We start from the raw sequence: 18,451 nt of genomic DNA, 5'->3' as shown, positions 1-18,451 counted from the left end.
TACATCGGCCGTCGACTGATGGCGATGGGTTGCCGGCGCGGTGATCTAGCCGCCCTAGGCGGGCCATCACGCTCACACATGGCGAAAGTCTTCGCAGGCCAACGAACGCTCACACAGCGCATGGCCCTACGCATCGACAACGCACTCCAATGGCCACCCGGCTCGACAATGCGTGCAGCCCGCGACGGCACCGTGCCCGTACCGCTGGACTTCCCAGGGCCCCTGCACACCTTGCTATGCCAGGCAACCCAACTCAACAACCAAATCCGCCAAGACGCCGACCACATCAGCGAGGCGATCACCAAAACCTATGCCGCCGTGGACCAATACCCAGCCGCACACACCACCAACCAGATGCGCGAGAGCCTCCAAGCCGCACACGACTACTTGACAAACTCCCAGCGCCTCATGACCCAGCTGCACCACACACTGCAGCATTCTCACGATTGGATTCCCTGATGCGCACCTGTACCCAACACGTCGATGACCTACGGCGTGAATGGATCATGCACAACCAAGGGCCCTTCCTCATGCAGCACCGCCGCGCCGAACTACTCGGCCGGTCGCTGCGGCGCCGCCGCCGCAACGAGTTCACACCGTCCCCCGATCAGCACGAAGACGAAATCACCCCCACCATCTGGCAGCGCCAATGGAACACCCCCGCCGACTACGCCGAAGGTGCAGCAGTGCTAGTGCTCGCAGCCGTAGCGCCGGTCGGCTGGGCCATCGCCCGGGTTCTATCCAATTACCTTGTGTCCCTTATCCCACAGCGCCTCTACGCCTACCCGCTAGCCATGCTGTTCGGACTCGCAGCACTCACCGGCATCGCGCTGCCGATGTTCTACGACCCGCCCATGAGCGTGCTCGGCGTCCTGGTGGTGCCGTGGCTGATCTGGCAAATCCCCGCAGCCCTACTCATCGCCGCCGGCTACGGCATCCTCGAAGGCTGGCTAGCCATACCCGAAAGCCAAGACTGGCTACCGTTGAAGCGGCCCGAAGCCGAGATCGAAACGTTCCAAATCATGGAAGCGCGGGATCACACACCGCGAATCTGACTTGATGGCGCATCGGCCGGACAACGTTGAAGCCAAGTACCCTAGCCCTTATGAGCCGCCTCGCCGAGCTGTCTGACACCGACGTCCTCATCGCCACGATGTGGCTGCTGGCAATGATCGCCGCGGTTGCCGTACTAGTCCGGTTGCTGGTCTTCCTCGCCCACGAGTTTCGCGTAGATCTCCGCGAATACCGCGAGGCCGCCCAACGTCGTCGCCGCACTCAGCGGTGAACGCGCCGTACTTGCGGCTCATGGCTGCGGCCACGGCGGTGCGTCCAACGGCCGTACCCCCTGGGCGCTGACCTCGTAACGGACGGTGCCCACACCAGCCGGTGCCGCCAACGGCTCCTCGCCCAGAGGCCATCGATACTCCACCGTCACCACATCACCGGTGACGTCGAGAACACGCGTGTACGGGCGCGGATCCGCGGTGGCGGTCCCAATGTAGGCGCCGCGGTAAAACAGAAGCAGATGCTCCGGTGAGGACACAGTGCCCTGCGCGATCACGGCCAACGCCCATGTCACATCGCCGTTCTGCTCGCTGCGAGCGAGCGACCAACCGTGCACACCCCACAGGGGCGGAACGAGCCTGAGGGCCGCTTCGATACCGGTGGGGGCGGCGTGCGTCATGCGTTGTCTCTCCTACTGTGACCGGCCGCGAGAGCCGTCTGTGCGCGTTCAATGAGGATTCGATCGTCGGTGGCGGATCCCACATCGACATACACCGCGCGGTCAACCAGTTTGAAGGACTCGGGGCTGGGTAACGGCAAGGGCGGCCGGAACGTATCGGCGGTTGGCAATCCCCATGTGTCCCCCACTAAGTCTGCCGTTGGCCAAACACAAGAGCCGTCTGAGCCTAGTCCCCACTCCGGCGGGCGGAGCGGGGACGGCGCGAAGAAAGTACCTTCGGCAGTGAAGATCCAGGTCGTTCCCCCGTCACGCATCCGCTCCGCATCGAACACTGTGACCTCACGCATCTCAGCCCCTAGGCTTCCCACGTACAGCCGGAAGTTCCTGTAGTTGCCATCGGTGGTGACAAGGATCAGCGCGTCGCCAGCATTGTTGACACAGAGGTACTCAACACAGCGTTCAGCCGGACCACTTCGGTCTGTGTCAGTCATAAGTCCCCCCATTTTTACGCTAGGCCGGCCTGTCGAAAGACAGGCATTGTGCCCACTGACTGCGTGCGTCCTCGTTGACCACGGTGAAGATTTCGTTCATGATCTCTTCAAGCTCGATGTTGGTCAGACGGGCGGCCACCGCCGGATGCAAGGTGAACCGCTTCCACTGACCGTCACCGTGGATTTCCAGGTGCACCAGACCGTCACTGGTGCCGGCATCAGAGGTTAACGAGTCGAGTTCCTGACGCTTGCTCTTGAACACTTCCTGCACCCGCTGCAGCTTTGCCTGGGTCGCCATCACTCGCTGTTCCGGTGGCAGTCGACGTAGCGCCTCGGAGGAAGGTAGATCCGGAATCTCCACAAAATGATCCAAACACGGCCCCCGCTGGTTGTCTACAAAGGGCTTTGCCCCTGTGTACAATCCCCCCGAGATTGACCGTTGTCACTGGTCAGCGGGTTTTGCCTTACGGCTGCCGAGCACGATCCGCCGCGTGCCTTCTGGCTGACCATTCTCCCCTGCAGGTTCATTGGCCTCAGATTGCTGGCGGTCCTGCCCTGTTGGCTGCAGCACTCCCTTGACCGGCTCGGAGTTGCGCGGCGCCCGCACCAAAATTTTGTGCTCTTTGCCGCCCTTGTCCTTCTCCCCCGCGCCGCCACCTGCACCCATCGGGCCCATGCCCCCCATGGGTGCCATCCCCATCCCCCCGCTGCCGGCAGGTGCCGGCGCCGCCGCGGGCAACGGATGCGGGGCAACCGCGGCGCGGGACGTGTCCAGGCCGCCCGCCGGCGGGGTCTGCACGCCCGGCGCCGGGGACAGCCCGCCGGCAGGCGCGGTACCGCCACCAGAACCCTCACCACCACCCAGACCGCCGACCCCGGGCTCATCCCAGGACGGCATCTTCAAACGCCCCGAACCCTTTTGGGCGGCACCCATCGCCGACCCAATACCCGAAACTGCCTGTGTGGCGGCTTGTCCCGCCGCTTCAGGCACCTTGGCGGCCAGGCCGCCGACCGCCCCGACAATGCCGGCAGCGAGCGAGGCCATCATCCCCGGGAGTGCGGCCGCTAAACCTGCCGCCTGCCCCATGTCCATAGCCTCATCCGAGGGCGGATCAGCCTGCGACCCGTCGTCGGCGCCCTCGTGATACTCGGCCCCGTTCTTTTGGTTGCGTTGCTCCATCTCAGTGAGCTGATCGTTGAGCGATTTCAGTAGTCCGCTGTAACGTCCGACATTGGGAGGGGTGTTGTTCGCGGCCTCTACCTGCGCTATCTGTGCCCGCAGCCGTTCGAAATCCTGCGGGGAATCAGCGCGACTCTTGTGCGCATCGAAGTTCTGGGCGTGCTGGGATGCCGAGGCAGCCGTCTCACGGTGATCTGAAGCCACCAACCCCAAAAACCGGGACTGATTCGACAGATGCTCGATCGCCGGTGCGGCCGAGACAGGAGATTTCCATGCTGAGTCCAACACCCGCACGGCTGAACGCGTTTCGGCCGAGGCCAATTCCGCGTGATCGGCGGTGGCCTGCATCTGCGAGATGAACCCCGCACCACGCGAGGCATCTCCGGTATGGAACGTCGCCGCCACCACCTCACCGGGCCGCGGAACCGGGGCAGGCATCGGTACCTGCGCCCGGTTTTCGCGCGCCGGTATTGGTTCCACGTGCGGAACCTGCCCTGCCCCGGTACGCGGCATCTGCAGCACTGCGTGTGCGCGCGCGATCTCCTCGTCGGTCTCCTCGTAGTTGCCCGCGATGGCCCGCAATGTCGCCGCGGACGACAGCAGCCCCCGCGCACCATTGCGGATATCACTCGACAACGCCATGGCACGATGAGTGAAGCGCGTCGCTGCGGTCACCGAGGCCGCATCGGCAGCCAGCGGCGGATGTACTGCCCCACCGTCGGCGAGCAGCCCTACTGCCGTCTTTTCCAGTGACCGCGCGACGGCCACCAGAGCATCGGTGTCGACCCGCAACATGGGGTCAGCCTACTGCCGCCGGTCTGACCGGTACATTTCGATTCTGGGCCATCTTGGGCCAGAATTTCGCCACGAACTCTGTCACGTGCGGCAGATAGACCTCTTGGCCCACCGTGCCTCGCAGCAGCAGCCGTGCCTTGTCAGGGTTGCGTGACATCAACTCCTGCCATTCGACTTCCTGCTCCAGGCGCCCCGACTGGTTGCGGCCGCCCTCGACACTCTGAGCTTCACCGCGACGATGCTGCACCCCACGCTCTTCGGCGGCCGCCCGCAGCAGCTCCTGCTCGGCTGCTCCGTGCATCACACACACCGCCGGAAAAATCTTGCGCAGCACTTCCGTGTAAATGGGGCCGTGGGTGATATCGGTCTGATTGCTTGCCTGCTGCGCAATCACCAAGTTGGCGCCCAAACCCCTTGCCTCACCGACGTAATTGGCCTGCCGGGGCATCGGGGCGGTATTCGGTGCCTCATCGATCACACCCAGCAGGCGGCTCAGATCCTCCCACTGGGAGGTCTTCTCCCGCCACCGCTCCACAAGCTGCTCAATCAACGTCACCGCTGCGGGGGCGGTTGTACCGTTGCCCGGCGCCATCACGTACACCGTGGCGGTCGGGTCATCGAGAAACTCCGGAGTGAACGCACCCTCCGGCTGCTCACGCAACGCCATCCGCAACCATGCACGAGTGGCTTTCGACAACGAGAACAAGATGGAATCGCGTTGTCTGGGATCCATATCAGCGGCGTGATCGACCTCAGCCTTCAACTCGGGAACATTGACGAGCTCGGCCGCCATTGCCCATGACGGCGTATCTTGGGGGTCATCCTCGAACAAGATGGGTTTCTGAATTGCCTGCAGAACCCATCGCATCCCCAGATTCGTTTGTGCCGGCGAGGCCGCATACAAAAACGCTGCCAGCGGGCCTTCACCTAGCGACTCCCACGTGCCTCCGTCAGTAACCTGCTGTGCGCCCGCGCCATAGGCAGTAGAAGCCATCTGCAGCAGCGTCGAGGCCGTCGTATACGCATCATCAACACTTTGTATGGACGTAGTCGGATCGAACCGCACCGGCTCGACATCCTTCGGATACATCGGATTGCGGACAGTCCGCAGATCAATGAGCTTGGATGGGCCCGGCCGGTACGGCAGTATCCACTGAAGCAGATCGTCTTTCGAGGAAACGATGAACGCAGGACCCTGATGTGCGATCGCCATCGGCGCCAACACCAAAGTGGTCTTGCCGGCCCCCGTCCTGCCGAGTACCCATATATGGCTGTCAGTTTCAGCCGGAACATAAAACTTGCGACGCGTCTGCGGGTCCTCGCGCTCCACGAAGCCGCAGTACGGCCCGGTACGTGGCGGGCGCTTATACGGTTGGGCGTACGGATCAAACATGATTCGACCCTATTGCCGCGTACGCCGAAGTTGAACTGTGCGACCTCGCAGGCGAAGCCGCACACTGCCCGCTCGCTGAACAGAAACGGTACGGTTTGGATATGGCTGCCCGTGCCCGTCTGGTTTTTGCCCCCGAGGTTCGCAAGGTGATGCCTGAGCAGGTGATGGCCGAAGCTCGTGCCACTGTGGGTGTGTACAACTGTGTCGGCTGCGGCCAGCAGGCGGATGCTCGTGTGGAGCTGACCAGTGTTGTCGTGGCGATGCCGCCCAATTTTCCGCCTGTGGTGCAGTTCGCCCACCACACGTGCGTGCTGTCGCATGTGGCCGACAGAGCCGCTGTTGATCCGAGCCAGCTTGACGCCGACGACGTGACCACCCTCAAAGTGGTCTTCGGACCAGGCCGCGACGGTCACCGCGTGGAGGCGATGATGCTTGTCGACCTACCCCGCCACGTGTTCGCTGTTACCGACACCGGTGAGCAGACCGGTCTTGACACCGGGTTGTGGCTGCGTGACGGGTTCGATCTGGCGACAGCTCTCGATCAACCGTTCCCCGAGGTCGCCGGCTACACGGTTCACTTGAATCCGGACGGCTCCGGCCATATCGACCAGCTACCGGGCCGGCCCGGGCCATTCCTGGAGCACTTCAGCAATGATGATCCGGGCGGGATGTGGATCGCCACCGCACAGTCGACTGGTTGGCTCACGGTCATCACCGGGGATCTGGGTATATCGGCGGCCGGAGCCGAAGATGCCGAGACAGTGCTGAAACGCGCTTTCAGGACCGGCAAAGTGGTCGGCGGGCGAATCCGCGTCGTACAACACTAAAGCGTTCTACCGACACCTTGCGCAGTGCTCCGTCCTTTAGGGCGGGGGGTGTATCGCATCCTGACGTTTGGTCTCGCGGAGCGAGGCCTGTATGGGGTGAACTGTTAGACGGGTCGTTGTTGGTTCTCGATGTATTGCTTGACCACGGTGAGTGGTGCCCCGCCGCAGGAGCCGGCGAAGTAGGAGCCGGACCAGAAGTGGCCTGCCCATAGGTATTTGCGGACGTGGGAGGCATATTCCTGGCGTAGCCGGCGGGCGGAGACGCCTTTGAGGCTGTTGACCAGCTTCGACAATGCCACTTTGGGTGGGTAGTGCACCAGCAGGTGGACGTGGTCGTGTTCACCGTTGAACTCGCGTAGTTCGGCTTCGAAATCAGTGCAGATTTCGCGCATGATCTGTTCGCACCTGGTGAGCATCGGGTCGGTGAACACGCCGCGCCGGTATTTGGTGATGAAAACCAAATGTACATGCAGGCTAGAGACGACGTGTCTTCCGGTGCGTACATTCTGGTTTGGTTCCCAACGTGGTGACATAAACCAACGATACTGTCGGTGGTGTGGGCGATACTGCCGGTGTGGGCGAGTTGATGGTGGTTAAGCGGTGTGTGAAGTACCCGCTGGCTCCCTCGTCCGCTCAGGCGCGGGTGCTCGATCGGCAGGCGGCCGCGGCGCGGGCGTTGTGGAATTTGATCCATGCCCACCACACGTTTTTCGAGTCGTCGCGACGCTGGCCGTCGTGGTCGGATTCGGATGCCGCGATCCGCCAGGCCCGCAAGGACATCGACTGGTTGGCGGTCCTGCCGGCCCAGGCCGCCCAGCAGGTGCTCAAGGCCTATCGGCAGGCCTGGTCGAATTATTGGAACGGCACCCACGGGCGGCCGACCTGGAAAACGCGGCGGGCGCGCCGCGCGGTGGATGTGCCCCAGGCGCGTGACCTCGATGTCACCCGGCTCAACCGTAAGTGGGTGAGTGTGGCGGTCCCGAAAGTCGGGGCGGTCAAGATGCGGTGGCATCGCGACATGCCTGAGCGGGTCACCGGGGCGCGGGCGGTGCGTGAGGCGACCGGTTGGATGTTGGTGATCCGTGGGGAAAACCAGATGGTCACACCCCGTGCTCGGCGGGCTGAGCGGGGCTGTGTCGGGATCGACCGGGGCGTGGCCCACACCTTGGCGTTATCGGACGGGTCGTTCATCGACCAAGGCGCCACCCTCACTGACGGGGAGCGCACTCGGTTGTATCGGCTGGAATGCAGAGCGGCGCGACAGCGGGCAGCCAGCGGTTGCTGCGCACCTACGCCCAGATCGGCGGGTTGAAGGCCCGCCAAGCCCGGCGCCGCTACGACTTCGCCCACCAAGCCACTGCGGGCTTGGTCGCCGCCGGCACCGCGGTGCTGGTCGTTGAAGATTTGCGGGTGAAGAACATGACCCGCACCGCCAAGGGCACCGTCGAGGCGCCCGGGGTGAACGTGGCGCAGAAGTCGGGGTTGAACCGGGCCATCCTGGATCAGGGATGGACTCAGATCCTGACACTGCTGACCTATAAGGCCGATCAAGCAGGGGCGCGGGTGATCCGGGTCCGGCCACACGGCACGTCGCAAACGTGTCACCGATGCGGATCAAACGCACAGGGACAACGCGAAAGCCAAGCGTTGTTCCGATGCGCTGACCCCGTGTGCGGGTGGACGGGCAACGCGGACACCAACGCTGCGATCGTGATCAAACAACGGGGCCAGGAAGTGGCCTTGCAGGACGTGGAGCCCAACGCCATCAGGCAGGCTGTGAAACGTCAAACCCGAAAACCGCCGCCTAACAACGGCAGCGAGTAGGGAAACCGCTCCCTTCAGGGAGCGGAGACTTCATACGTAGCTCGGCTCGTTCAGGAAGTTCGCTTCGTCAGCGTAATAGACCGGTTCGATCATCCAGCTCTCAGACTGAGTCCCCACGCACAACTGGTTGTTGTCATGTTCGGTGATCGACACGTCAACACGCTGATCGGCTGTCCCAGCGGCCGTGCGTCGCGCTTGAGCTTCTGGTTCCGCTGGCACAGGTTCTACGGTAATCACGGTGGACGCCGCAACCGCAGGTGCCTCCACGCCGTCGGCGACGATCATGGTTACCGGCCCCGGCGGTTTGGTGTGCGCTGAAGGTGCGATCCAGATTCGCGACGAACGCCCAACATTGGCCCATGCCATGGGTTTTGCCGTATAAACCGCGATTCGCTCCCCGGTTCCCTCCGCGCGTAGCACCATTTGCCGGACCAGGGTCGGGTTGGCGGCAACCGACACGGACGTGGATCGCAACGGGTCTGTCAGCGGGAGCAGAAACGGTGTCTTGTCCTCGACTGTGCGCCCAAGCAACACTCCCGATGGGCCTGCATGCAAGTTCAGATCAGCCGCGGGCACATACTCCAGGTGCGGGACATGCTCAGCGCTCGCCCGCGCCGCCCGCAATGCCCTGGCCTGCTCGCCCGGTATCCGACTGAACACTGCGGGCACATCAAAGTCCTTGTGCTGCACGGTCTCTATCCGTACAGACACCGCCATTTGGGGCCCAGTTTCGGTGGGCTTGAGGTGCACGCTGTGGGCTACGGCGTTCGCTCGCATGATCCACAGACGATCAATCGGACGCTCTCGAAGATCCTTCGCCCGCACCACATAGGTAGCGACACTTCCTGCCGCTGACTGAATGTGAGACCAGCGATCCTCAACTTGTGTGCTGCCAGGGCCGAGAAGGAGCTTCTCGGCTTCAATGATGTCATCGGCGGTGCAGGGACGTGCCCGGCATCCTGCTTCATCGAGTTGCCGTGCGCACCGCTCGGTCGCCGCAGCCATGGCCGCAAAAAGGCTCTTGCGGGTGGTGAGCCCCTGGATGCTCTTGATGACGTCCACGCGCAGGATCAGCCACGTGCGTCGCTGCGCAGCGACAGGGCGAGTGCCAATGATCTTTTCGTACAAGGCAGCATAGATGCCCATCATCGCGCGACGTTGGCCTGCGGAGACAACCTCGATACTGACCGCCAACCCGAACTGATCGACCAACGGAACCAGCACGCTCATCGGGACCGTGTTGGTCGTCGATGCCGTGCGGGTGCGTTCCAAGAACGTTGGGGCGTACGAGCTTCCGGCGACCGCGATCATCGACGTCAACGTTCCGGCGTGCAGACGCACCCCGACCACCGCCCCATCGAAGCCAGTGTCCACCGGCACTGGCAGCGCCGCGCCCATCACGTTCCGGCGCGACCACGGCCATCGCCCGCCCAACGCCAACCATCTCGCCGGCGAATGCCGCTTGACAGCCACGGTGCCCGACAAAACCAGTACCGCGGCCACCGCCACCGCAGCTTGCCACGCCACGCCTGACCACACGAGGGTCAACCCGGCTACCGCCGCGACAACCTCGCTGGGCAGCAGGGCCCGAATGTCAAATCCGACCAGTGAACTCATCCGCGCCTCCGTGCTACGAGGATCAGCACGCTCGCCGCGGCGATCACCGCGATAGCGGCCAGCGCGGCCACCTTGCCCGGGCGCATATCGCGACCAGCCGGCGGCGGTGGCGCAATCAGCTTGTCGGCCAGATGCTCGTCGAACTGCACCGGGCCATCGGGAATCGACTTGGTCAGGGCCGCGACGGGATCCACGATGCCGTAGCCGACCCTGTTGTCGACACCTCCGGCTGGGGGGTGGGCACTGGCCACCAGCCGGTGAATAACCTGTGGTGCCGACAGATTCGGCATGGCCGCCCGCACCAGTGCCGCGGTGCCCGAGACGATCGGCGCCGCGAAGCTTGAACCATAGATCCGCACCGGCGGTTTACTTGGCTCCACATTCGGGTTGGCGTTCACCACAGTGCCCTCGGGACCAATTCCCATGATCTGGTTACCGGGTGCGGCGATCTGCACCCACGGTCCTGGCACGGAGAACGTTGCGGGCTCACCGTTGGGCTCCACTGCGCCAACGGCGAGCACATAGGGCTGCCACCACGCCGGTGCCACAACCGTCTGAGCGCCGGCCCAGTTGCGTGGGTCATCCGGATGTAACGGGTCATACAGCGGGTTAGCAGGGCAGTCACCGCTGGTATTTCCCGCTGCCGCCACCACCACGATGTCTTTTTCGACCGCCGCATAGCGCAGCGCAGCGCCCAAGGCTGCCTGATCGATGGGGGTGGCGGCGTTGATGCAGTTGACCACCGAAATATTGATCACCCCGTGTTCCATCCCGGGAAGATCTGCCACATGGCGCACCGCCAAGGCAAGGGTGCCGGCGTCACCGGCCTTGTGGTCCTTGTCATTTGCGTTGTATGACTTGGGGCCGTGCGTCTGCGAGGACTGCCGCACCGACACCAGCCGTGCATCCGGTGCCACACCAACCAAGCCGTCGGGCGCCCCTGGCGGCGGGGGCGCAACGACCCGGGTGTCATCTCCTGATGCCGGATCGGTGCCCGTGACCGTGTCGCCGTCGCCAGCTGCGGGTGCCACCGCGTCATCGCCCTCCGGCGGCGGTGGCGGCGCAGGCGGTGCGGGTGGCGGCACTGTGACCGTCACCGTTGTCGGGCTTGGTGGTGCCGCAGTGGTCGGTGGCGGCGAGGGAATCGCGCTCACCCCGTCGATGGGAGGCTGGGCCGGCACATTCTCCGGGCGACGCGGCGGTACCGGCGTCCCTTGCGGCTGCGCGGCGATCAGTGAGGCCACGATCGTCCCGTGGACCTGACAGTCCTCAAGGCCGTCACCGTACTTGCCCATCACGTAGTCGCCTCCGCCCACCAGATCTTTGAAACGTGGGCTCGGCGTCACACCGGTGTCGATCACTGCAACGGTGACTCCCGCACCTGTCGAAAACTTCCACGCCTCAGGAAGGTTCAACATCGCGGTCGCCGGTGCTGGCTGCGTGACATCAGGTTGTGCGATCGTCACAGCCTGGCGGCACGCCGTTTTGAGCTCCATCTCCTCACGGGGCTCAGGCGGCCCGTCAGGCGGCAGAGCCGCAGGATCAACCTTGGGTGGCTCTACCGCCCATACAGGTGAGGCACACAGCGTCATGGTCAAAAGTCCGGCAACCCCGGCTGCCGCGCCGATCCGCTTCATCATCGCGACCTCACCGCGGTCAGCAGCCCAATACCCCACAGCAAGAACGGGAATCCCAGTGACATCGCTAGCAGATACACGTATTGCAGTGCCCGCCGCGTCGGAGGGGACAGATCTCCGGGCAGGCCGACCAATGCGGTCAGAACGCCAATTCCCACCAGGGCAGCGGCTAGCCATCCTAGAGCGGTCACTGTCGCGGGCACGGTCTGTGCATCCGAGACCGCGAGTTTGGCTACGACGACTACTCCGGCGAGCAATATGCCGCCGATCAATGCCGCTACCACTTTCGAGTCGCGAGTGATCCATGCCCGCCCGAGCAGTGACACCAGGCCAAGGCCTGCCACGACTTCGATCATCCACAGCCGCGGTGACCCTGCATGAATGGCACCCCACGTGCTGGCCACCAGCTGCACCATCAAGGCTGCGATGATAGCCCGATGCGCCGTAATCGAATGCCGATTGCGGCGACGTAGATCCTCGGGCGAGACCACATCTGGATACGGTTGATCGTTTGGTGTCGCCGGCACGACAGGTGACACCGTTTCATCAGGCTCGTCAGGGTTGCGTTCCCACACCCCCGCACCCGTAGGCAATTCCAAATTCGGAGGGCGCAGCCCCACAAGGCGATTAGCCAAACCAGGTGCGGCCAGCACTAAAGGCAACACGACCCACATCAGGCATGCGGCGATGATCGGGCCTGACACTCCGAACAGCCAGCGCACGCCAACACCCACGCCCAGCGAAACCCCGAGGGCAAGCGCGAACGTCGACAGCCACCACCACCGATCGGTGGCCACCCGTAGCACCACCAGGATTGCTGTCACCAGCAGCCATGCCAGCCACGCATGCGCCGCACCCAGGGGCCCAGGCACACCCGCGGCCGCTGCGGTCGCCGCCGGGATCAACGCTCCCAGTATCAGCGTGTCAGATAGATCGCCATGGCGGCCGTGACGTCCGATGCCCCAACCTGCGGTGAGCATCGCCGCGGCCAGGACGATGCAGATCACCCAGGCAGGCCACCAGGTTGGTTCTAGGAGATGGGTTCGCATCAGCAAGGCGCTTGCGGCTGCCACGAGTATCCCGATACCGACGCCGCCGTAGACGAGTGCTTGTTCTGGCTCGATCTCGGAGGTCTCATCCTTGACCTGTTTGGCCAGGCTCGCTGAGCGGTCCTCGGTGACCGGTTTGAAGGTCTCCTTGGCCACCCCTGGTTTGAGAACCAGCGGGACACCGTCTGCCACACCCAGCTCGAGCAAGGACCTGGACGCATCGAGCGTGATCCCGTTGACCTGCTGGAGCTCGTAGGCGGTGGTCTCGGGCATCGGGATGTACCCCTGCCGCGTTGCCCCGTCCTTGTTCAGCAGCTTGATCAGTGCCTGCATTGCCGCGCGGATCGGCACGGCCGCAGGAAACACGACGTCAGTCTGCCTTTCACCGACAAAGATCGCGCCGCGCCACCACGGTGGCATCTCCACCACCGCCGCGCTGGTGTCGGTGTCGGTTTGAGCTGACGAATCCGGGGGCGCCGACGCTTCGGGCGCTTTGGCGGTCTCAGTCATGGCTCAAGTCAGTGGTGCTGGCGAAGTTATTGGCGATAGACGCCGCGATCTCCACGAACTTACGGCGGGTTTTGGGTTTGAGGCCGTTGTTGAAGTCGATCACGGTGGCCGCATCCAGATGCTTGTCAAAAGGCAGTATGAACACGTCATCGACTTCGTGGCCGAAGCGCTCCCGAAGCTTCATTTGAAGTTTCTTGGCGGAATTGCCTTTCAGATCGTTGATCACGACAATCGTCCGCCTCAGCAGGTCGTGATAACCATTCTCGCTCAACCAATCCAGTGTCATACCGGCGCTTTTGGCCCCGTCAGCTTTGGTGGAGCTGACCACGATCAGCGCATCGACGCTGGCCAGGACTTCGGGCATCACCGGATGGTCGATGATCGGCCCGCAATCGACAAAGATCACCCGGTGGAACATCTCGATGTACGGCATCGCTTGCCGATAGGTATCGGGACTCAGCTGCGGCCGTTGGGTTAACCTCGTATCCCCAGCCAGCACCATCACGCCCAAGCTGTTGGCGCCGACGTGTGCGCGGATCTGGTCGTCGCTTCCCAACATGTTTCGGCTACCCGAGTGAACGACCGTCAGCAGGCTGCCACTTGCCGTCGGGTCGATTCGATCGGCCGCCGTTCCATAACCGGGGTCTGCGTCGACGACGATCGTGCGGTCTTCTTTTCGGTGGGCAGCGAATGCGTTGGCTGTGCCCGTGGCCAGAGTTGTTTTCCCAATGCCTCCGCGTCCGCCGGTGATGACGCCGATCCTAAACCGGCCGCGCAAGGGGCTTTGAATGGCCGCGATCCACTCGGCCATCTCCTTTTCCTTTTTGGATCTGCCTGGATTGATCAAGTGGAACGAACTCTTGTAAAGTGCTGCGCGCCATCCCGTTTCCGGTCTCGGACGCTTTGCGCGGACAAGTTCATCGCTCCACTGGGCTTCCGACATGCGGGTGCGTCCGGGCGCGCTGTCGAGTTGGGTCATACTCTCGACCACGGCTGCGTGACGCGAGGCCGGGCTCGCACCTATCGCGGAGCCATGCTGCGGCTGCGGCGGGGGCGGTCCGGGCTGGTGGTTAAGCGGCCCCATGCTCGGTGCCCCCGCAGGAATGCTCGGCGGGTATGGATCTCGGGAAAACTGCGCCGGCGGTGGGCCAGGTGGTGGAGGGGGCTGCCCCGTTCCCCAACCGGTAGGCGGCGCCACCGCATTGCGCTCGAACCCCGGTGCATTTGGTGGCGGCGGTCCGCCCCGCGGCGGAAACCCGCCTGGCGGCGGGCCTGGCACGGGTGCTGGCGGGCCCTGTGGCGGTCCGGGCGGGAGATGCGGCCGCGGCTGCGGGTACATGCCCGGGTTGGGTGGCGTTCCCGGCCGGGCCGGGTAATGAGGGTGCGCGTCTGCTGCCCGCCGCGCTGACTCCCTTTGGGGTGCAGGGGGAATCGACGGTGCCGCTATCTGGATGTGCGGCGTGGTCAGCTCCCATGATTGATGACCAGCCGCCGTCGGCGGCGATACCGGTTCGGTGCCGCCCTGCGGTCTGGAATCCTCCCCGAGCCGCGCTGAGGGCCATACCGGTTCCTGTGGCCTGTCTTCTGCTGTGGCGGGGGCAAGTGGTTCACCTCCCCCGTCCTCATCGGTGACGGCGTTAGCTTCAGCATCGGATGTGCCGGGCGTGTCGCGCTCGAGGGGCTGTAGGTCCACGGCGTTACTGGATTGTTCGGCCTTGTCGACTGCAGGCGGGGGCACGTGCGTTTCGCCCGGGGCGCCCGGCAGTGAGTAATCGGGCTCGGCGGCCGGAATCGGGCCTGATGGATTTTGCTCGTCGGCCCCGTACCCCAGGTCAAATTCGCGGGAATGACGTGGTGGCTCGCTATTCGGGCTGGTCATGCTTTCCATACAAACACCCATTCTGACCCTTGTCTACAAAGCCCTAACCTGGTGTGTACAAACCATTTTGGCCAGTAGGCAAGCGTGTTTTGACTCACATTGCGCGGCGGTGGTCCCACTGGGCCCCGGCGGCGCTACGCTCAAGCAGCGTGGCCAGTTCGGCGGTAACCCGGGCGCGATCCGCGGGCGCGATGGTCAGCCAGGTTTCAATCTGATCGGACCAATGGCCACCCAGGAACTCGGTGGTGCTCATTACCCGGCCGTACTCGGTATCAATAAGACACAGCACAGTGTTCCCGCACATTTGCTCGGGATACTCAACCACGCCGACTGTAAGCATCGGCGCCATCGGATTACCGGCTGCCGCAACGACTTCCGCCTGGTGCGCAGACATACCCATACCGAAAAGGTCGGCCAGTCCCGCGCCGCCCAGGCAGCTACCTACAGCGGCCAACAATTCGTCTCGGCGGCCGTGTACAGGATCGATGTCGGCCGATTCGAGCTGGCCGGCCAGACCCAGGATCACCTCGGTCAGCGTGCTCAACGCCATGTCACGGCCCATGTCGCCCAACGTCGACAGCACTACTTCCGCGGGTAGCTCTGCTGGTGCACTGGATTCGGCCGATTCAAGCGGTGCGCCGTTGTTGCCGGCCAAAGCGGATACATCGTGAGGTTTCGCTGCCCACCCATGTGTCGTCGCTCCCACCCACGTGGAGCCTTGGCGGACAAGGGAAGCCACCATTTCTCGCAAAGTGTCATCATCGTGCCAGCGAGTGATGGACACCGAGACCTCGATGTCAGGGTTGGACAGCACCCGCATTTGTTCGGCGTATTCGTCTTTGACGCGCCCAGATACGTCGATGACCTCCCCCGCGAGCAGCTCGTGCCACACAGGATCCGCAGTCGTAGGAACACCAGATTTAGGCAGCCAGGGCGGTATCCGCAGAGTCTGCGGCAGAGACTCGCAGCCAGTCAGCGCCTGCGTAGCCCACAGTTGCGGAAGTGTGAATGCTCCGATAGCCGTGCGATTGTTGGTGTTCAACGACCGACCTCGAAACTCGCGACGTGCATCCGTTGATTCTCCCTCCGCCCAGACTGCCAATTTCCGGTCTTGCCCAAGGGTTTTAAGTGCGGCGCGAGTTCACCGAGGCGCGTGTGAGCGCTCGCATGTGCCGACGTCTCGGGTTGCCGCGCGTACCGCTGTCGAGGAGCCGATAACACCTGGGTGTCCGCCACGCTCGTTATGCGGGGGACCAGCCTATCGACTGGTCCCCCGCACTTCGAACGAGGTCGTAACCGGTTCACACTCCGGCAAAGCCCGAGCCCGACACCGCGTCGGCGTCCTGCATGCCCTGGTTGCCGCCCCGGGTTACCCGTGCATGGTCGCCGACGGTCTGGCGGATGGCGATCTGCATTTGGTCTGTCTGTGCCTGGATCTCGCGGAATTTCACGCCAGCGTGACGTGACTCGAAAGTTCCGTCGAGCGATCCGACCAGTTTCTTAATCGCGCTCATGTGCTCTTCGAGAGCAGCGCCGATTGCGTCGGTGCCTCTAGCATGGCCATCCATTGCCTCGTGATCCATAGAGATCAATGCCATGGGTTTGATTCCTTTCCTGAGAGATAAGTCGCGGGCCGGTCTGAGCGCTTAGCCGGCAATCCCGGCCTGCTGGGCGGCGTGCTGGGCGTCTTCGTTCTGCCAGCTGGTCACGGTGTTGCGCAGCTGGTGGACGATCCCCTGGGCCACAGAGTCGATCTTTGCTTGCTTCATGGTGACGTCGGTGGCGGTTTGGACGTTCTGTGCCTGCGACTTTCCTTTCCAGAATGAGTCCGATGCCAAGTTGCTCGACTTGTACTTGTTCATCAGGTTGTAAATCTCTTGGCGATGATTGTCGATCTCGTTGGTCACGCCGGTCACCTGGTCGGGATCCATAATCAACGTCATGCTGACCGTTCCTTTCGTTGCTGTCAGTGACCGTTGATGGTCACCCTGTTGTGGAGTCTAAACCCGGTTTTGCGCGCGTGAAGGGGGTCAAATTTCCCCGCCCGCGGTAACTACCGGTGGTTGCTTGGCCAGTCGGATACCCAGCCGACCGGCGGTAGCGCTGTGCGGCTCGCTCGAACCCTCCCCTCGGCGTGCTGCACCCATCGGCCCGTACATCGGTGCAGCGCCCCCCAACCCGGTGCCTGTGGACGCCGAAGCCCCGCGACTCACGTTCTTTGTGGTCGCTGCAGGAGACCAGCCGGCCGGAACCCCGAGTCCGCCGCTGACCGTCCCGATCCCGCTGACCGGCCTTGTGGCACCGAGCGCCGCCGACAGGCCACTGCCGCCGCCCCCAGCGCCAACACCGCTCAATGCTGTGCTGGCGGGCAGCGCCGAGCTGGTCCCGCCGAGGTTGGACATTCCCTGCCCGAGGCTCGATAGGGCAGGAGCGAACAAACTCATGGCTTGCTGTGGCATCGACATCAACGGTTGGACCAGCGTCTGTAGAAGCTGCGGCAGCATGCCGGCGAGTTGGCCCGCCATCGACGGAGCCATCGTCACGATCTGCATCATCTGGCCCATAACGCCGCTGTTCATCGGGCTCGCGGCTTCGGCCGAGGCACGCATGGACGCGTTCACGCCCGTCTGGGCAGCCTGCTCGCCTTGCATCGCGGAGGCCCCAGCCGCCTGTATCGCCGGGTTCGCCGGCGCTGCGGTGACCACCGGCGGGACCGCCAGTGCGCTCACTGCGCCGTCAACGGCACTGCCATACCCCATGCGCAAAGCCGAGTTTCGAGGCCAGTAGTCCAGGAAGTACTCGCCGTCGAGAAAGTTCATCGGCGGAAAGTTCTGGCCGAACACGTTCGACCCGGCCAGCGCAGCCCACGTCATGCGGTTTCCTTCGCAGACCGGTTCGGGAACCATGCCGCTGAGCGCAGAGGTATAGGCCTGCACCATTGACTCGGCAAGCAGCGAGTTCTTGAGGCAATGCGCGGCCATCACCGCGAGGTCGGCGATCTCGGGGACCGCTGAGGTCGCCATGGCCGTGCCACTGACCCCGATCCACTCGGTAGCCGTGGTCGCAGTGGTGGCCCCTTTGGCAGCCGCCTGGGCGGCGCAGCCATCGGCTATTGACTGCATCAACGCGCCCCACGCCGCTACCCCCGCCGGTCCCGTGCCTGGGGCGCCAACCATCAGCATGTGGTTCTGCCCTGGGGGTAGAGCCGCCGCGTCAGCTCCCAGCATTAGCCAAGCGACCCGTTCACAGCGTTCACCAGGTCCTGCTCCTCGATGATCAGCCCACCAGTGGCCATAGATACCGCTCGCGCGATACGCGACGCCGCGATCTCACCAAGGATGCCGTGCGTTACCCCGGCATTGGCTCCCAGCGCCGTCGACAACGCAAACGCCTCCGGGCCCGCTCCCATCGGCGGCACCACGAGGGTGTTTGCTGCGGTCGCTGCTGAGTGAGCGATCATCGTTTCCGCGCCGGCGGACTCCGCTGCCGCACCGGAAAGAATGGTCGGTGTGTTTGTCAGAAGCATGATTACCTTTCCCCGTCCCTAAGGCTTTGCCGAACCCCG

At 63.8% G+C, this 18,451-nt stretch carries 20 protein-coding genes; 6 read left to right on the top strand and 14 right to left on the bottom strand.

The genetic code is table 11. The annotated features are described in order from the left end of the window. Positions 1-168 precede the first annotated feature (168 nt). From K6L26_RS31365 to K6L26_RS31355, 3 genes are read left to right on the top strand one after another with little or no spacing between them, the layout of a single operon-like run. Positions 169-459 carry a hypothetical protein gene (locus tag K6L26_RS31365; protein WP_221853635.1) on the top strand — a complete coding sequence of 97 codons (291 nt, stop codon included), beginning with the start codon at positions 169-171 and terminating at the stop codon, positions 457-459. Beyond that, complete coding sequence (locus K6L26_RS31360; RefSeq protein WP_221853634.1) at positions 459-1,055, top strand: hypothetical protein; 597 nt, start codon at positions 459-461, stop codon at positions 1,053-1,055. Before K6L26_RS31365 ends, K6L26_RS31360 begins: the two co-directional genes overlap by 1 nt. 50 nt (positions 1,056-1,105) lie before the next feature. Next, positions 1,106-1,285, top strand: coding sequence for a hypothetical protein (locus K6L26_RS31355; protein WP_221853633.1), 180 nt, complete (start codon positions 1,106-1,108; stop codon positions 1,283-1,285). Between the two features lie 18 nt (positions 1,286-1,303). On the opposite strand, the gene K6L26_RS31350 is transcribed toward K6L26_RS31355, so the two are convergent. The 4 genes from K6L26_RS31350 to K6L26_RS31335 form a co-directional block, all read right to left on the bottom strand. Further along, positions 1,304-1,684 (bottom strand): LppP/LprE family lipoprotein, encoded by a 381-nt coding sequence (locus K6L26_RS31350; RefSeq protein WP_221853632.1) that lies wholly within the window; start codon positions 1,682-1,684, stop codon positions 1,304-1,306. 510 nt (positions 1,685-2,194) lie between these two features. Then, entirely contained in the window at positions 2,195-2,473 is a 279-nt protein-coding gene (locus tag K6L26_RS31345) for a hypothetical protein (RefSeq protein ID WP_221853631.1), read from the bottom strand. Between the two features lie 144 nt (positions 2,474-2,617). Next, on the bottom strand, positions 2,618-4,150 hold the full coding sequence (locus tag K6L26_RS31340; protein ID WP_221853630.1) for a hypothetical protein: 1,533 nt from the start codon (positions 4,148-4,150) through the stop codon (positions 2,618-2,620). A 4-nt stretch (positions 4,151-4,154) separates the two neighbouring features. Beyond that, positions 4,155-5,543, bottom strand: coding sequence for a type IV secretory system conjugative DNA transfer family protein (locus K6L26_RS31335; RefSeq protein ID WP_221853629.1), 1,389 nt, complete (start codon positions 5,541-5,543; stop codon positions 4,155-4,157). 101 nt (positions 5,544-5,644) lie between these two features. Here K6L26_RS31335 and K6L26_RS31330 point away from each other — a divergent pair, with 101 nt between their 5' ends. Beyond that, positions 5,645-6,370 (top strand): hypothetical protein, encoded by a 726-nt coding sequence (locus tag K6L26_RS31330; RefSeq protein WP_221853628.1) that lies wholly within the window; start codon positions 5,645-5,647, stop codon positions 6,368-6,370. A 104-nt stretch (positions 6,371-6,474) separates the two neighbouring features. Here the strand turns inward: K6L26_RS31330 and tnpA are convergent, their stop codons facing one another. Then, positions 6,475-6,903: an IS200/IS605 family transposase gene (tnpA, locus tag K6L26_RS31325; RefSeq protein WP_221853627.1), complete on the bottom strand. Its 429-nt coding sequence runs from the start codon at positions 6,901-6,903 to the stop codon at positions 6,475-6,477. Between the two features lie 23 nt (positions 6,904-6,926). Here tnpA and K6L26_RS31855 point away from each other — a divergent pair, with 23 nt between their 5' ends. Together K6L26_RS31855 and K6L26_RS31850 are read left to right on the top strand one after the other, a co-directional pair. Then, the gene (locus tag K6L26_RS31855; protein WP_245008814.1) at positions 6,927-7,682 is read left to right on the top strand and encodes an RNA-guided endonuclease InsQ/TnpB family protein; all 756 of its coding nucleotides are present in this window, start codon (positions 6,927-6,929) and stop codon (positions 7,680-7,682) included. Beyond that, complete coding sequence (locus K6L26_RS31850; protein ID WP_245008813.1) at positions 7,616-8,194, top strand: RNA-guided endonuclease InsQ/TnpB family protein; 579 nt, start codon at positions 7,616-7,618, stop codon at positions 8,192-8,194. The genes K6L26_RS31855 and K6L26_RS31850 overlap by 67 nt, the downstream gene beginning before the upstream one ends. A gap of 30 nt (positions 8,195-8,224) precedes the next feature. Here K6L26_RS31850 and eccE read toward each other — a convergent pair whose 3' ends face one another. The 9 genes from eccE to K6L26_RS31275 form a co-directional block, all read right to left on the bottom strand. Next, positions 8,225-9,811, bottom strand: coding sequence for a type VII secretion protein EccE (eccE, locus tag K6L26_RS31315; RefSeq protein ID WP_221853626.1), 1,587 nt, complete (start codon positions 9,809-9,811; stop codon positions 8,225-8,227). Next, entirely contained in the window at positions 9,808-11,451 is a 1,644-nt protein-coding gene (locus K6L26_RS31310) for a S8 family serine peptidase (RefSeq protein ID WP_245008812.1), read from the bottom strand. The genes eccE and K6L26_RS31310 overlap by 4 nt, the downstream gene beginning before the upstream one ends. After that, positions 11,448-13,007: a type VII secretion integral membrane protein EccD gene (gene eccD, locus K6L26_RS31305; protein WP_221853625.1), complete on the bottom strand. Its 1,560-nt coding sequence runs from the start codon at positions 13,005-13,007 to the stop codon at positions 11,448-11,450. The genes K6L26_RS31310 and eccD overlap by 4 nt, the downstream gene beginning before the upstream one ends. Next, a complete protein-coding gene (locus tag K6L26_RS31300) occupies positions 13,000-13,986 on the bottom strand; it encodes a MinD/ParA family ATP-binding protein (RefSeq protein ID WP_221853624.1) in 987 nt (328 codons plus the stop codon). Before K6L26_RS31300 ends, eccD begins: the two co-directional genes overlap by 8 nt. Positions 13,987-14,980: 994 nt before the next feature. Next, entirely contained in the window at positions 14,981-15,928 is a 948-nt protein-coding gene (locus K6L26_RS31295; protein WP_221853623.1) for an ESX secretion-associated protein EspG, read from the bottom strand. A 259-nt stretch (positions 15,929-16,187) separates the two neighbouring features. Then, positions 16,188-16,484, bottom strand: a complete 297-nt coding sequence (locus K6L26_RS31290) for a WXG100 family type VII secretion target (protein WP_221853622.1) — start codon at positions 16,482-16,484, stop codon at positions 16,188-16,190. A 48-nt stretch (positions 16,485-16,532) separates the two neighbouring features. Beyond that, on the bottom strand, positions 16,533-16,829 hold the full coding sequence (locus K6L26_RS31285) for a hypothetical protein (RefSeq protein WP_221853621.1): 297 nt from the start codon (positions 16,827-16,829) through the stop codon (positions 16,533-16,535). Between the two features lie 87 nt (positions 16,830-16,916). After that, positions 16,917-18,068: a PPE domain-containing protein gene (locus K6L26_RS31280; RefSeq protein ID WP_221853620.1), complete on the bottom strand. Its 1,152-nt coding sequence runs from the start codon at positions 18,066-18,068 to the stop codon at positions 16,917-16,919. Positions 18,069-18,112: 44 nt separating this feature from the next. Further along, on the bottom strand, positions 18,113-18,412 hold the full coding sequence (locus K6L26_RS31275) for a hypothetical protein (protein ID WP_221853619.1): 300 nt from the start codon (positions 18,410-18,412) through the stop codon (positions 18,113-18,115). Positions 18,413-18,451: the final 39 nt, after the last annotated feature.

Origin of the sequence: Mycobacterium farcinogenes (assembly GCF_019739075.1) — a bacterium.
Taxonomy (GTDB): domain Bacteria; phylum Actinomycetota; class Actinomycetes; order Mycobacteriales; family Mycobacteriaceae; genus Mycobacterium; species Mycobacterium senegalense.
This window is presented reverse-complemented; position numbering and strand designations above follow the sequence as displayed.